Here is a 13,830-nt window from a genome sequence, read left to right on the forward strand (position 1 = left end):
CGGAGAGCCCGGCCCCGGCGGATGTTGACGAAAACCGACGGGAGGGCTGTGCAAGGTCCAGTTTGGAACTAATCACACCAGTGGGCATGCTGGGGAGGTGTCAACTATGACTACCTCGCTCGCGGACGTGGCCACGTCCAACGCCACGCTGCGAACCTTCCTGCACGGTCTGCCCGGTGTCGATCGCGTGGGCGCCGACCAGCGCGCCGCGATGCTCGGCACCCGATCCATCAAGACGACCGCCAAGGCCCAGGCCATCGATCTCGCCATCGGCATGGTGGACCTGACGACCCTGGAGGGAGCCGACACCCCGGGTAAGGTCCGCGCGATGTGCGCCAAGGCCCTCCACCCAGACCCGGCCGACCCCTCGGTACCCAGGGTGGCCGCGGTGTGCGTCTACCCCGACCTGGTCGCCGAGGCCGCGACGGCGCTGAAGGGCACCGGTGTCAAGGTGGCCAGCGTCGCGACCGCCTTCCCCAGCGGACGCTCCTCGCTCGACGTCAAGGTCGCCGACACCGGCTTCGCGGTGGCGGCCGGAGCCGACGAGATCGACATGGTCATCGACAGGGGCGCGTTCCTCGCGGGTGACTACGTCAAGGTCTTCGAGGAGATCGTCGCGATCAAGGCCGCCTGCGGCGCCGCTCACCTGAAGGTGATCCTGGAGACCGGCGAGCTGTCCACGTACGACAACGTGCGCCGCGCGTCCTGGCTGGCCATGCTGGCCGGGGGCGACTTCATCAAGACCTCCACCGGAAAGGTGCAGCCCGCCGCGACCCTTCCGGTGACGCTGATCATGCTGGAGGCGGTCCGCGACTTCCTGGCCGTGAGCGGCCGGAAGGTCGGGGTGAAGCCCGCGGGCGGCATCCGGACCACCAAGGACGCGATCAAGATGCTCGTCCTGGTCAACGAGACCGTCGGCGAGGGCTGGCTCAGCCCCGACTGGTTCCGGCTCGGCGCCTCCACACTCCTCAACGACCTGCTGATGCAGCGCCAGAAGATGGCCACCGGCAGGTACGCGGGTCCCGACTACTTCACCCTCGACTAAGGCGTTCACATGTTTGAGTACGCACCGGCGCCCGAGTCGCGTGACGTCGTCGACATCAGGCCGTCCTACGGTCTGTTCATCGACGGTGAGTGGGTCGACTCCCAGGGCGGGGATCTTCACAAGACCGTCAACCCGGCGTCCGAGGAGGTCCTGGCGGAGGTCGCCTGGGCGACGGAGGCCGATGTCGATCGGGCGGTCTCGGCCGCCCGCAAGGCGTTCGGCGTCTGGTCGGCGCTGCCCGGCTCGGAAAGGGCCAAGTACCTCTTCAGGATCGCGCGGATCATCCAGGAGCGCTCGCGCGAGCTGGCCGTGCTGGAGTCCCTGGACAACGGCAAGCCCATCCGCGAGTCCCGCGACGTGGACCTGCCCCTGGTGGCGGCCCATTTCTTCTACTACGCGGGCTGGGCGGACAAGCTGGAATACGCCGGGTACGGCGCCGGCCCGCGCCCGCTCGGGGTGGCCGGCCAGGTCATCCCGTGGAACTTCCCGCTGCTCATGCTCGCCTGGAAGATCGCCCCTGCCCTGGCCTGCGGTAACACCGTGGTCCTCAAGCCCGCCGAGACCACCCCGCTGACCGCGCTGCTGTTCGCGGAGATCTGCGCGCAGGCCGACCTGCCGCCCGGCGTGGTCAACATCGTGACCGGTGCCGGGCAGACCGGCGCCGCCCTGGTCGACCACCCCGGCGTCGACAAGGTGGCCTTCACAGGCTCCACCGAGGTCGGCCGCCGGATCGCCAGGTCGGTCGCGGGCTCCGGCAAGAAGGTCACCCTGGAGCTGGGCGGCAAGGCCGCGAACATCGTGTTCGAGGACGCCGCGCTGGACCAGGCGGTCGAGGGCATCGTCAACGGGATCTTCTTCAACCAGGGCCACGTCTGCTGCGCGGGCTCCCGGCTGCTGGTGCAGGAGTCGATCGAGACGGAACTGCTCGACGCGCTGAAGCGGCGGCTCGGCACGCTCAGGCTGGGCGACCCGCTGGACAAGAACACCGACATCGGCGCGATCAACTCCGCGGCCCAGCTCGCCAAGATCCGCGAGCTGTCGGACCTGGGGGAGGCGGAGGGCGCCGAGCGCTGGTCCCCGGCCTGCTCGCTGCCCGACAAGGGGTTCTGGTTCCCGCCGACCATCTTCACCGGTGTCGCCCAGTCACACCGGATCGCCCGCGAGGAGGTCTTCGGCCCCGTGCTGTCCGTGCTGACCTTCCGCACCCCGGCCGAGGCGGTGGAGAAGGCCAACAACACCCCGTTCGGCCTCTCGGCGGGCGTATGGACGGAGAAGGGGGCGCGCATCCTGTGGATGGCGAGCAGGCTCCGCGCCGGCGTCGTCTGGGCCAACACCTTCAACCGGTTCGACCCCACCTCGCCGTTCGGCGGCTACAAGGAGTCGGGATACGGGCGAGAGGGCGGACGACACGGGCTGGAGGCGTACCTCGATGTGTGAGCATCAGCGCCTCAGGCGCCGCCGCCGCCGTGCCCAGAGCACCCGGGGTCACGGCTTCGCCCGCGCCGGGCGGCCGGTGCTGCGCGGCTGGTTCGCCCACCGGTGCGGCGTGAGCCGCTGCGGTCAGATCTTCGTGCCGGCCCGGCTGGCGCAGCAGGAGAGCTCGTGGAGAGGGCTGGGAAATGAGTAAGGCGGAGAAGCCGGGCCGGGCGCGGGCGGCCAAGCCGGCCACCGAGCAGGCCCCGGGCCCCGGGGACGGGCGTCGGCCCGCACGGCTCGCCGTGCGCAAGACGTACAAGCTGTACATCGGCGGGGCGTTCCCGCGCTCCGAGAGCGGAAGGTCCTACCCGGTGACCTCCTCCAGCGGCGACTTCCTCGCCAACGCCGCCAAGGCCTCCCGCAAGGACGCCCGCGACGCGGTGACGGCCGCGCGCAAGGCCTTCGGCGGCTGGTCGGGTGCCACCGCGTACAACCGGGGACAGGTCCTCTACCGCGTCGCCGAGATGCTGGAGAGCCGGCGGGCCCAGTTCATCGCCGAGCTGGCCGAGTCCGGGACGAAGAACGCGCGGGAGGTCGTGGACGCGAGTGTCGACCGGCTGGTCTGGTACGCCGGCTGGTCCGACAAGATCGCCGCGGTCGCCGGGTCCGCCAACCCCGTCGCCGGTCCCTACTTCAACATCTCCTCGCCGGAGCCGACCGGCGTGGTCGCGGTGGTCGCCCCCGACAAGCCGCTGCTCGGGCTCGTCTCGGTGATCGCCCCGGTGATCGTCACCGGCAACACCTGCGTGGTGATCGCGAGCGAGCGCGCCCCGCTGCCCGCGATCACCCTGGCCGAGGTGCTCGCCACCTCGGACCTGCCCGGTGGGGTGGTCAACATCCTCACCGGCTCCGTCGCCGAGATCGCCCCCCATCTGGCCGCGCACATGGACGTCAACGCCCTCGACCTGGCCGGGGTCACCGACGGGGCGGTGGCGGTCGCGTGCGAGGAGGCGGCGGCGGAGAACCTCAAGCGGGTCCTCCGTCCCGCCGAGACCGACTGGTTCGCGGACCCGGGCACCGGGCGGATGACCGCCTTCCTGGAGACGAAGACGGTCTGGCACCCCACCGGCGTCTGACCCTTACGGGGCCGCCCGCGGGGTCTCCCCCGCGGGCGGCCCCGTAAGGACGGAAAGACGATCAGGCGGGCAGGGCGTGGCGGGTCCAGGGGCGGGCGGCCTCCAGCTGGCCGGCCAGGGCCAGGAGCTGCGCCTCACCCCCCGGGGCGGCGACGAGCTGGACGCCGATCGGCATGCCGCTGGAGTGCCGGCCGTACGGGACGGTCATGGCGGGCCAGCCGGCCATGTTCCAGGCCGCGGTGGCGGGCGCGTACGTCAGGTTGGCGCGGGCGTTCGCCAGGAGCCCGCGCCGGCCCCAGCGCTCGGCGGCCGGTGGCAGGGCGGCGAGCGTCGGTGTGACGAGCACGTCGGCGTTGCCGAACCACTGGTCGGCGCCGTACGCGCGCCAGCGGTCACGGCCCGCCGTGCCGTCCGCCCCGAATCTGGCGAGCAGCCGCCCGGCTCTCGCCAGGGACCTGGTGCGCCGTTCGAGACCGCGCGGGTCGAGGCCGTCCACGTCGTCCCTGGCGCACGCGAACCAGGTGGCGACAGCGGCCGCGCCGACCCCGAAGGGCATCCGCCGGGGGTGTTCCACCACGGTGTGCCCCGCGGCGCCCAGCACCTCCGCCGCCCCGGTCACCGCCCGCTGGAACTCGGCGTCCACCGAGAGCCCGGAGGGCAGCGGCATCGGTGCGACCGTGATCCGCAGCCTCAGCGGTTCCGACAGGGTCAGCCCGCCCGGGTAGTCGTCGATGGCGCTGTCCACGCCGAGTGCCTCGCTCTCGCCGGGCGTCGCCAGCGACATGTCGTCCGCCATCACGGCCAGGGCCAGGGCGAGATCGGCCACGGTGGTGGCCAGCGGGCCGTTCTCCGACATCCCGTACCAGTCGTGCTCGGGCGGCGGGACCACCCCGTGACCCGGCTTGATCGAGACCAGGCCGCAGCAGGCGGCCGGGATGCGCAGCGAGCCCAGCCCGTCGTTGCCGTGGGCCAGCGGGACCATGCCCGCCGCCACGGCGGCCGCGCTCCCGCCCGACGACCCGCCGGGGGTGCGCCCGAGGTCCCACGGGTTGCGCGTCACGCCGTACACGCTGTCGGAGAATCCGACCAGGCAGAGCTCCGGAACGTTGGTGATGCCGACGACCACCGCGCCTGCGGCCCTGAGCCTGGCCACCACGGGATGGTCCTCGTCCGCAGGCGCGTCCGGCGTCGCCGCGGAACCGTTGCGGGACGCCTCGCCCCTGATCGGCACATTGTCCTTGATCGCGATCGGCACCCCGGCGAGCGGCAGCCCGGACAGGTCCGCCCGCTCCTGTAGCGCCCGCGCCTCGGCCAGCGCCCGCTCGGCGAGGACCGTGCGGAACGCCCCGACGCGCCCGTCACGCTCGGCGATGGCGTCGAGATGCTCCTCGACGACCATGGGCGCGGTGACCTTCCCCCGTCGCACGGCCTCCGCGATCTCCACTGCGGAACTTCCCACCCACGACATGAACCGAGTGTGGTCCGGCGAGTCCGCCAGGGGAAGCGTCCCACGTCTCAATCAGGTGACTTGTCCGGCTCATCGGTGTTATTCCGCTCGCTGTCGTTCCGCTCGCCCCGCCGGGGCTCGCGCCCCGTCGCCTTGAGTGCCAGGCGGAGTGCGTACTCCAGCTGGGCGTTGACACTTCGCAGGTCGTCGGCCGCCCATTTGGCGATCACCTCGTAGACGGCCGGGTCAAGCCTCAGCAGGATCTTCTTGCGCTCAGCCATAGAGGCTGCCGGCGTTGACCACCGGCTGCGTCGCCTTGTCACCGCAGAGGACGACCAGCAGGTTGGAGACCATCTGCGCCTTGCGCTCCTCGTCGAGTTCCACCACCTCATCCTCCCGCAGCTTGGTCAGTGCGAGCTGAACCATGCCGACCGCGCCGGCGACGATGTGGGTGCGCGCCGCGACCACCTGGGCGGCCTGCTGCCGGACCAGCATCGCCTGGGCGATCTCCGGAGCATAGGCGAGGTGGGTGATCCGCGCCTCCAGCACCTCCACCCCGGCGAGCTGGGTGCGGTCGCTCAGCTCGGTGGTGAGTTCGGCGGCCACCTCGGCGCCGTCGCGCAGGCTGGTACGGCCCTCCTCGTGGGCGTCGTACGGGTGGCTGGTGGCCAGGTGCCTGACGGCGGCCTCGGACTGGATCGCCACGTACTGCTCGTAGTCGTCCACGGAGAACGTCGCCTTGGCGGTGTCGGCGACCTTGTAGACGACGACGGCGGCGATCTCCACGGGGTTGCCGTCGGCGTCGTTCACCTTGAGCTTGGTCGTCTCGAAGTTGCGCACCCGGAGGGTGACGCGCGCCTTGCTGGTGAACGGCAGCACCCACTGGAACCCGGCCTGGTTCACCGTCCCGATGTAGCGGCCGAAGAACTGCACGACCTTCGCCTCGTTCGGGTTGATCACCGTGAACCCGGTGGCCGTGACCGTCGCGACGACCCCCCAGACGACCGCCGCGGCGATCAGCCACGTTTCCCCCGCCGTCCACCCGGCCCAGGCCAGGACGGCCCCGAGCGCCAGGAGCCCGATCAGGACACCGAATCCGCTCGCCCGGAAAGCACGTCGTTCCATGTACGCCACCTTTGCTATCGAAGTGATATCACTACGATAGCTCACAAAAGCCGGCCGCGCGCCGGTCGCAGGGTGAGGTCTCCGGCCTTGCCGCCGGAGGCAGGGCACGATCGCCCGGCCGGCACGGGAGGTGAGGAGGCGTGCGCCGGGCGTGGCTCCCGGGCCGGTGGGGGAGGTGGGCGGAGCCCGGAGTAGGCCCCGTGTCGGCCCCGTGTCGGCGCTGTGTCAGCGTCGCGGGTTGGTGCGGCGGGTGGCGGTGGCCGACATGGGGTCGTCCGGCCAGGGGTGCCGGGGATAACGGCCGCGGAGCTCGGCGCGGACCGCGCGGTAGCCCTCGCGCCAGAACGAGGCCAGGTCGGCGGTGACCGCGGCGGGACGGCCCGCGGGGGAGAGCAGGTGGATCACCAGCGGGACCCCCGCGACGCGCGGGGTCTCGGCCCAGCCGAACAGCTCCTGCAGCTTGGCCGCCAGTACCGGCTGCTCGCCCGAGTAGTCGATCCTGATCCGTGACCCGCTCGGCACCTCGACCCGTTCCGGGGCCGTCTCCGCCAGCCGGGCGTTCCACGGGACCAGGCGGTGCAGCGCGGAGACCACGTCGAGGCGCTCCAGGTCGGACCGGCGACGGGCCCGCGACAGCTCGGGCTCCAGCCAGCGGTCGGCCGCCTCGATCAGCGCGTCGTCGTCCGTCACGGGCCAGGGGTCGCCGAGCGTGCGCCGGCAGAAGGCCAGGCGTTCGCGCAGGGCCACGGCCTCGGGCGTCCAGCGCAGGACCGACAGGCTCTCGGCGCGCAGACCTTCCAGGACGGCGGGCCGTACGTCGGCGTCGCGGAGCGTGCTGTCGGCCAGCTCGATCGCGCCCAGCCGTTCCACCCGGCGGGCCGACACGTCGCCACGCCGCTCTCCCGGGGGTACGCGCCAGACGATCTCCTCGGCGGAGCCGTACAGAGGGGCCGCGGCGAGCCTGGCGATCTCCTCGTCGATCACCACCGCCTGCCTGATCCTGGCGGACGCCGCCCCGGCGGGCCGGTCCGCGACCGCGACGGCCAGCCACTCCGCCGTCCCCAGCCGCGACCCGCGCGGCAACTCGGCGGCCGTTCCCGAGGCCATCAGGTACGAGCCGCCCCGGCGCCGCGCCACCCGCTCGGGATAGGCCAGCGCCACGACGATCCCGGCCACCGCGTCGTCGTCCCAGACCGTCCTGCCGCCCTGGGCCGGGCCGCCACGCCGGGGTGTGACGTCGGCGGACGGCGGTCGCCCCTGGCGCCGGTCGGGGCCGGGGACGGCGCGGGCCAGGCGCCCGGCCTCCTGACGCCACCGGGCGGAGAAGCCGTCCCCGCCCCGGCGCGCGGAGCGCCAGACCGCCACCAGGTCGTCACCCGCGTCCCTGGGCAACTGCTCCGACAGCAGCGCCACGACCTCGGCGACCCGGGACCTCGCGTCGACCCCGGTGCCCGCCAGGGGATCGGTTCCGGCGTCGATCAGGGCCCGCGCCAGGCGCGGATGGACACCGGCCCCGGCCATCCGCCGTCCCCGCTCGGTCACCCGGCCCACGGTGGGCCCCGGCGCGTCAGGGGAGTCCAGGGCCCCCAGGGCGTGCAGGGTGCGGCGGGCGGCGTTCATCGCGGCGGCCGGGGGCGGGTCGAGCAGGGCCAGGCCGGTGGCGGCGGGGTCGCCCCAGCAGGCGGCCTGGAGGGCGAAGCCGGTCAGGTCGGCGAGCGCGATCTCGGGCCGCGCGTGCTCGGGCAGCCGCTCGTGCTCGGCCCGTGACCAGCAGCGGTAGACCACGCCCGGTGCCTCGCGGCCCGCCCGCCCCGCCCGCTGGGTGGCCGAGGCCCGGGACGCGCGGACCGTGGTGAGCGAGCCGAGGCCGCGGGCGTGGTCGGTACGGGGTTCCCTGGCCAGGCCGGAGTCGACCACCACCCGTACGCCGGGCACGGTCAGGCTCGACTCGGCGACCGAGGTGGCGAGAACCACCCTGCGCCCCTCACCCGGGGAGAGAACCGCGTCCTGGACCCGGGCCGGGGCCTGACCGTGCACCTGGAGGACGTCGACGCCGGGAAGCATCGCGGCCACCCGGCCGATCTCGCCGACGCCCGGCAGGAAGCAGAGCACGTCCCCCTCGTGCTCCGCCAGCGCGCGCCGTACGACGGCTGCGACATGGGCCAGGAACGCCGGGTCCACCCGCGTGCCGTGCGGCGGCGCGACGTTCCCCGAGGGCGGAACCCAGACGGGCGTGACCGGATACGCGGTGCCGGACGCGTGCACGATCGGCGCGGGGTCGCCCGGGCCCAGGAGCCGGGCCCAGGGGGCGGCGTCGGCGGTGGCGGAGGTGGCGACGATCCGCAGGTCGGGGCGGAGCGTGGCGCGGACGTCGAGGAGGAAGGCCAGCGCGGTGTCGGCGTCCAGGTGGCGCTCGTGGCACTCGTCCAGCAGGACCGTGTCCACGCCTTCGAGGTCGGGGTCGCGCTGGAGTCGCTGGAGGAGGACCCCCGTGGTGACGACCTCGACGACCGTCCTGGCCCCGGCCCTGCGCTCGCCGCGGATGGAGAACCCGACCTCCGCGCCCACCTCCGACTCCAGCAGCCATGCCATCCGCCTGGCCGCCGCCCGCACCGCCATCCGTCTCGGCTCGGCCACGATCACCCGCTTCGGCGCCGGGCCGTCGAGGAGCCCGGCCAGCGCGAGCGGGACGAGCGTGGTCTTGCCGGTGCCCGGGGGCGCGGTGAGCACGGCGACGCCCCGCTCGTCCAGCGCCGCGAGCAACTCGGGCAGGGCGTGGCGGACGGGCAGGCCGGACCAGTCGGAACGCACCCGTCCAGTGTCCACGAGCCCGCCCCGCCACGAGACGCGCCCCCGGCCTCGCGGGCTCGGGATCACGCGTACCACGGCGGGCCGGACCCACCTGCGTCGACGGGGCGGGCGACGCCATGGGCCCGCGCGGCGTCCTCGTCGCGCACGGGCTCAGGCGGACAGGCCCTCGGCCACCGGGTCGCCGCCGGCAGCGGGCGCCGGGAGAGGCCGGGACCCTAGGCCGACGGGTCGAGGACCCCGGTGCTCACCAGGGCGATGATGAGGACGCCGAGGGCGATCCGGTAGATCACGAAGCCGGTGAAGCGGTGGGTGCTGATGTACTTCAGGAACCAGGAGACCGCCAGGTAGCCCACCACGAAGGAGATCACGGTGGCCAGGATCGTCGGACCCCAGTCGGGCGCCGGGCCTTCGCCGATCTTCGACAGCTCCAGGAAGCCGGCGCCGAGCACGGCCGGGATGGCCAGCAGGAAGGAGTACTTCGCGGCCTCCTCCCTGCGGTAGTCCAGCAGCAGCCCGGCGCTGATCGTGCCGCCGGAGCGTGACACGCCGGGAATCAGCGCGAGGGACTGGGCGAAGCCGTAGACCAGGGCGTGGGTGAAGCTGAGGTGCCGCTCCAGGGTGAGCCTGTTGCGGGCGGTGCGGTCGGCGAACCACAGGACGAGGCCGAAGACGATCAGGGTCGTGCCGATCAGGCGCAGGTCGCGGAAGACGCTCTCGATGGAGTCCTTGAAGAGCAGGCCGAGCACCACGATCGGAATGGTTCCCACGATGACGTACCAGCCCATCCGGGCGGAGTGGTGGCCGCGCAGGTCGGGTGTCCACAGGGAGCGCGTCCAGGTGGAGATGATCTCCCAGATCTCCTTACGGAAATAGATCACCACCGCGGCCTCGGTGCCGAGCTGGATGACCGCGGTGAACGCGGCCCCGGGGTCCTCCCAGCCGAAGAACGCCGAGGCGACCCGGATGTGGGCGCTGGAGGAGATCGGCAGAAACTCCGTCAGTCCCTGGATCAGTCCGAGGACCACGGCTTCGAACCAGCTGATCACTTCAGCACCTTCCGTACCAGCGCGTGCGTAGCGTACGCGAGGCTAGCGCAGGGACGGGCCGGCTGTGACCCGGTCCGCAGGCTGAGATGTGTCATCGGCGGGGCCCGCCGCCGGAGGGGACGGCATGGTGACCGCGGAGTATCGGAGCGGTCACCTGGACATTTTGGGTAGCCCCAAAACCTAGTGGCACTTAAGCCGTTGCCAAGTTGGACGCAAGAGGGGTTCACATACTCCGACCTAAGGAGTTTGCCTAACGAAACGGCGTCACATGGCACCGCAGTCCCCCCTGACCGTCCTGCATCTGTTTCAGGAGCGCGTGCGAGCCGCGCCCCAGGCGATCGCGCTGATCACGTCGGACGGCGTTCTCACCTACCAGGCACTGGACGCCCTGTCGACTCGGTTGGCGAAGCGGATCGCCGGGCTCGGGGCGGGGCCGGAGTCTCTCGTCGGGGTTCTCGCGGATCGCTCCGTGGCCCTCGTCGCGGCCCAGCTCGCCGCGTTGAAGACGGGCTCCGCCTTCGTACCGCTCGATCCGGCGGCTCCGGCCGAGCGCCTCCACACCATGTTGGACGACGCCCGGGTCGTCGCCGTGGTGACCGACTCGAACTGGTCGGCGCGACTGACGCACCCCGACACTCCTCCCCTGGTCCTCGTCGAGGACCTCGATGGGGAGGACCTCGACGGCGAGGACCTCGACGGCGGGGAGACCGCTCGGGCACACCTCGACAGGCTCGCCTACACCATTTACACGTCCGGTTCGACCGGGCGCCCGAAGGGGGTCCTGGTACCGCACGGCGGGCTGCTCAACCTGGTGCGATGGCATCACCGGGAGTACGGCACCACGGCGCGGGACCGGACCGCGCTCATCGCGGGCCCGGCATTCGACGCCAGCGTCTGGGAGATCTGGACATACCTGACGGCAGGGGCGAGCATCGCGATACCGGACGCGGACACCCGGGGTTCCCTCACCGCCCTGCGCGACTGGGTCGTGGCACAGGAGATCACCGCGTGCTTCTTCCCCACGCCCGTCGTCGAGGCCCTTGTCGACCTCGACTGGCCGCCTGCGACGAAGCTCCGGATCATGTTCGCCGGTGGGGATCGCCTCACCCGCCACCCGCCCTCGGGGCTTCCCTTCCGCCTGGTGAACACCTACGGGCCCACGGAATGCTCGATCATCACCACCGTCGCCGAGGTGCCCGGCCATGCCGAGGACACCGGCGCGCCCTCGATCGGCGAGGTCATCGACGGCGCGGACGTCCATCTGCTCGACGAGCGCCTCGAACCGGTGGCGTCCGGCGAGACCGGCGAGATCTACATCGGCGGAGCCGGAGTGGCCAGAGGCTACCTGGGGCGTCCCGAGCTGACGGCCGAGGCCTTCGTCCCGGACCCGTTCGGTGGGTCGGCGGGCGCGCGGCTCTACAAAACGGGGGACTTCGCCAGGATCAGGCCCGACGGCCGGCTTGATTTCATCGGCCGCGCCGACCACCAGGTGAAACTCCGGGGTTACCGGATCGAGCTCGGCGAGATCGAGGTGGTGCTCGGCCGGCACCCCCACGTGCGGTCCGCCGCGGTGCTCCTCCAGCAGGACCAGCTCGTCGCCTACGTCGTCATGAGCGGCGGGACGGTCGAGGAGTTGCGGGTGTTTCTCGGTGCCAAGCTCCCCGAGTACATGGTTCCCGCGCGCTTCGTCCCGCTCGCGGAGATGCCGCTCACCCTCAACGGGAAGATCGACCGCCGAGCGCTGCCCTCGGTCCAGGCCGCCGACGCGATCCGTGACTCGACGTCACCCCGGACGCCCACCGAAGCGGCCGTCGCCGAGGCGTGGCGGCGCGTCTTCGACCTGGAGCGGGTCGGCGTCCACGACGACTTCTTCGCGCTGGGAGGTCACTCGCTCGCCGCGATACGGATGGCCGCGCAACTGGAGGAGGCCCTGCGCAGGCCGGTCCAGTCGAGGATCTTCTTCGAGCATCCCACCGTCGCGGCCGTCGCCCGGGAGATCGACGGCGGAGTGAAGGAAGCGTCGCGGCCTCTCGTCCCCGGCTCGGTGAGCGAGTGGTCGCCGCTCTCGCCCGCACAGCAGCGGCTGTGGTTCATCGACCGCCTGACTCCCGGCAGCGCTCTCTACAACGTGCCGGTCTCCTACACGATCGACGGCGATCTGGACGCCGCCGCGCTCGAACGCGCGGTGAACGAGATCGTCAGGCGGCACGAACCCCTGCGCACCCGCTACGACGAGCGGGCGGGCCTGCCCGCCCAGCACGTGGCCGCCTGGCGGCCCGTTCCCTTCGTCACCGCCGACCTGCGCGGGCTCCCGGGCGAGCGGCGGGCCGAACTCGTCGACGCCGACGCCCGGGCCCCCTTCGACCTCCGTACCGGCTCGCTGCTGCGGGGGCTGCTCCTGCGGCTCGCCGACGACCGTCACGAGCTCCTGCTGACCGTGCACCACATCGCGTTCGACGGCTGGTCGACGAACGTCCTCCTCGCCGAGCTGGGCGAGCTGTACGAGGCGTTCGTCACCGGGCGTCCCCCGGTACTGCCCACGCTCACCGCCCGCTACGCCGACCTCACCGCCTGGTCGTCGGGGCGGCTGCGGAGCGTCGCCGAGGAACAGCTGGTGTTCTGGGGCGGGCGCCTGGCGCGACTGCCCGACTCCCTGGAACTGCCCTACGACCGCCCTCGTTCCCCGGCCAGGAGCCACCGCGGCACGAAGCTTCGCCGTCCGCTGCCCGCCGGGCTCGTCCCCGCCCTGGAGTCGGTGGGCGTGGAGGCGCGGGCCAGCCTGTTCATGGTGATGTTCGCCGCCTTCCAGGTGCTGCTCCGCCGCTACACGGGCCGGCAGGACATCGTGGTGGGGGTGCCCGTCGCGGGACGTGACCACCCGGAGGCGGAACGGCTGGTCGGCTTCTTCACGAACACGCTTCCCCTCAGAGTCGACCTGCCGGGGGACCCCTTGTTCGCCGACCTGCTCCGCGAGGTGCGGCGGACGGCTCTCGACGCGTCGGCCAACGCCGACGTCCCCTTCGAGCGGATCGTCGAGAGCCTCGGCCTCGGCGGGGGAGCCGTCCACAACCCGCTCCTCCAGGTCGTGTTCGTGATGCAGCAGGAGGTGCCCGCCGCGCACGCCGCCGGAATCCGCGTCGCGATGAACGGGGAGATCGACAACGGCTGCGCCAAGTTCGACCTGCTGACGTCCGTCGACTTCCCGCCGGACGGTCCCGTGCTGACCGTCGAGTACAGCACCGACCTGTTCGACGCCGAGACGATGGAGCTGTTCCTCGCGCACTACGAGGAGGTGTTGCGGGGGGTGGCCGAGGACCCGCTCCGCCGGATCTCCGAGCTTCCGCCGGCGGGGACCGAGCAGCTGCGCGGCCCCCGTGCGGAGCCCGCCGACGCCTGCCCGCACACGGCGGTCGAGTTCGAGGGCGCCCACCCCGCACCCGTGCCGGGGAGCGAGGTGTTCGTCGCCCCGGCGACGGCACTGGAGAAGGTCATCGCCATGAGCTGGGGCGAGATCCTCGGGGCGGAGGAGGTGGGGCTCCACGACGACTTCTTCACACTGGGCGGTCACTCCCTCCTCGCCACGCGCGCGGCCTCGGCCCTTCGGGAGGCGCTGGGCGTCGACGTCCCGCTGAAGGTCCTGTTCGAGGGACCCACCGTCGCCGCGCTGGCGAGGACGCTGCTCGACGAGCACGGCCCCGGCCTGGAGGAGGCGGCCGAGCTGTTCCTGGTGGTCGCCACCTCCTCCGACGAGGACATGGAAGTAATTCTGCGAGAGATCGGGGACACCAGGTGAACGGTGATCAG

The 13,830-nt window shown here is 72.3% G+C and carries 10 protein-coding genes; 5 read left to right on the plus strand and 5 right to left on the minus strand.

Going from position 1 to position 13,830, the window contains the following annotated elements:
* Nucleotides 1-106 precede the first annotated feature (106 nt).
* Genes deoC through AB0J58_RS13645 form a run of 4 tightly spaced genes read left to right on the plus strand, consistent with a single transcriptional unit; the run spans nucleotide 107 to nucleotide 3,597 of the window.
* Nucleotides 107-1,045, plus strand: a complete 939-nt coding sequence (gene deoC, locus AB0J58_RS13630) for a deoxyribose-phosphate aldolase (RefSeq protein ID WP_364214600.1) — start codon at nucleotides 107-109, stop codon at nucleotides 1,043-1,045.
* A 9-nt stretch (nucleotides 1,046-1,054) separates the two neighbouring features.
* The gene (locus tag AB0J58_RS13635; RefSeq protein WP_364214603.1) at nucleotides 1,055-2,482 is read left to right on the plus strand and encodes an aldehyde dehydrogenase family protein; all 1,428 of its coding nucleotides are present in this window, start codon (nucleotides 1,055-1,057) and stop codon (nucleotides 2,480-2,482) included.
* Nucleotides 2,475-2,672, plus strand: coding sequence for a hypothetical protein (locus AB0J58_RS13640; protein ID WP_343964838.1), 198 nt, complete (start codon nucleotides 2,475-2,477; stop codon nucleotides 2,670-2,672). The genes AB0J58_RS13635 and AB0J58_RS13640 overlap by 8 nt, the downstream gene beginning before the upstream one ends.
* On the plus strand, nucleotides 2,665-3,597 hold the full coding sequence (locus AB0J58_RS13645) for an aldehyde dehydrogenase family protein (RefSeq protein WP_364214606.1): 933 nt from the start codon (nucleotides 2,665-2,667) through the stop codon (nucleotides 3,595-3,597). Before AB0J58_RS13640 ends, AB0J58_RS13645 begins: the two co-directional genes overlap by 8 nt.
* A gap of 61 nt (nucleotides 3,598-3,658) precedes the next feature.
* Here the strand turns inward: AB0J58_RS13645 and AB0J58_RS13650 are convergent, their stop codons facing one another.
* The 5 genes from AB0J58_RS13650 to AB0J58_RS13670 all read right to left on the minus strand — a co-directional run bounded on the left by AB0J58_RS13650 (nucleotide 3,659) and on the right by AB0J58_RS13670 (nucleotide 10,026).
* Nucleotides 3,659-5,065 (minus strand): amidase family protein, encoded by a 1,407-nt coding sequence (locus tag AB0J58_RS13650; protein ID WP_364214609.1) that lies wholly within the window; start codon nucleotides 5,063-5,065, stop codon nucleotides 3,659-3,661.
* 47 nt (nucleotides 5,066-5,112) lie between these two features.
* Nucleotides 5,113-5,325 carry a hypothetical protein gene (locus AB0J58_RS13655; protein ID WP_364214612.1) on the minus strand — a complete coding sequence of 71 codons (213 nt, stop codon included), beginning with the start codon at nucleotides 5,323-5,325 and terminating at the stop codon, nucleotides 5,113-5,115.
* Nucleotides 5,318-6,169, minus strand: coding sequence for an SPFH domain-containing protein (locus AB0J58_RS13660; RefSeq protein WP_364214615.1), 852 nt, complete (start codon nucleotides 6,167-6,169; stop codon nucleotides 5,318-5,320). The genes AB0J58_RS13655 and AB0J58_RS13660 overlap by 8 nt, the downstream gene beginning before the upstream one ends.
* 225 nt (nucleotides 6,170-6,394) lie before the next feature.
* Complete coding sequence (gene hrpB / locus AB0J58_RS13665) at nucleotides 6,395-8,980, minus strand: ATP-dependent helicase HrpB (RefSeq protein ID WP_364214618.1); 2,586 nt, start codon at nucleotides 8,978-8,980, stop codon at nucleotides 6,395-6,397.
* Nucleotides 8,981-9,195: 215 nt separating this feature from the next.
* Complete coding sequence (locus AB0J58_RS13670; protein ID WP_364214620.1) at nucleotides 9,196-10,026, minus strand: undecaprenyl-diphosphate phosphatase; 831 nt, start codon at nucleotides 10,024-10,026, stop codon at nucleotides 9,196-9,198.
* Between the two features lie 316 nt (nucleotides 10,027-10,342).
* Between AB0J58_RS13670 and AB0J58_RS13675 the strand changes: the two genes are divergently transcribed.
* Nucleotides 10,343-13,819: an amino acid adenylation domain-containing protein gene (locus AB0J58_RS13675; protein WP_364214623.1), complete on the plus strand. Its 3,477-nt coding sequence runs from the start codon at nucleotides 10,343-10,345 to the stop codon at nucleotides 13,817-13,819.
* Nucleotides 13,820-13,830: the final 11 nt, after the last annotated feature.

This window comes from Streptosporangium sp. NPDC049644, assembly GCF_040675205.1.
Lineage (GTDB): Bacteria > Actinomycetota > Actinomycetes > Streptosporangiales > Streptosporangiaceae > Streptosporangium > Streptosporangium fukuiense.

Bases quoted from the DNA above. Each gene is read 5' to 3' on its own strand.
- deoC (WP_364214600.1), top strand. From the start codon at position 107: ATGACTACCTCGCTCGCGGACGTGGCCACGTCCAACGCCACGCTGCGA.
- AB0J58_RS13660 (WP_364214615.1), bottom strand. From the start codon at position 6,169: ATGGAACGACGTGCTTTCCGGGCGAGCGGATTCGGTGTCCTGATCGGG.
- AB0J58_RS13635 (WP_364214603.1), top strand. From the start codon at position 1,055: ATGTTTGAGTACGCACCGGCGCCCGAGTCGCGTGACGTCGTCGACATC.
- AB0J58_RS13645 (WP_364214606.1), top strand. From the start codon at position 2,665: ATGAGTAAGGCGGAGAAGCCGGGCCGGGCGCGGGCGGCCAAGCCGGCC.
- AB0J58_RS13650 (WP_364214609.1), bottom strand. From the start codon at position 5,065: ATGTCGTGGGTGGGAAGTTCCGCAGTGGAGATCGCGGAGGCCGTGCGA.
- AB0J58_RS13640 (WP_343964838.1), top strand. From the start codon at position 2,475: ATGTGTGAGCATCAGCGCCTCAGGCGCCGCCGCCGCCGTGCCCAGAGC.
- AB0J58_RS13655 (WP_364214612.1), bottom strand. From the start codon at position 5,325: ATGGCTGAGCGCAAGAAGATCCTGCTGAGGCTTGACCCGGCCGTCTAC.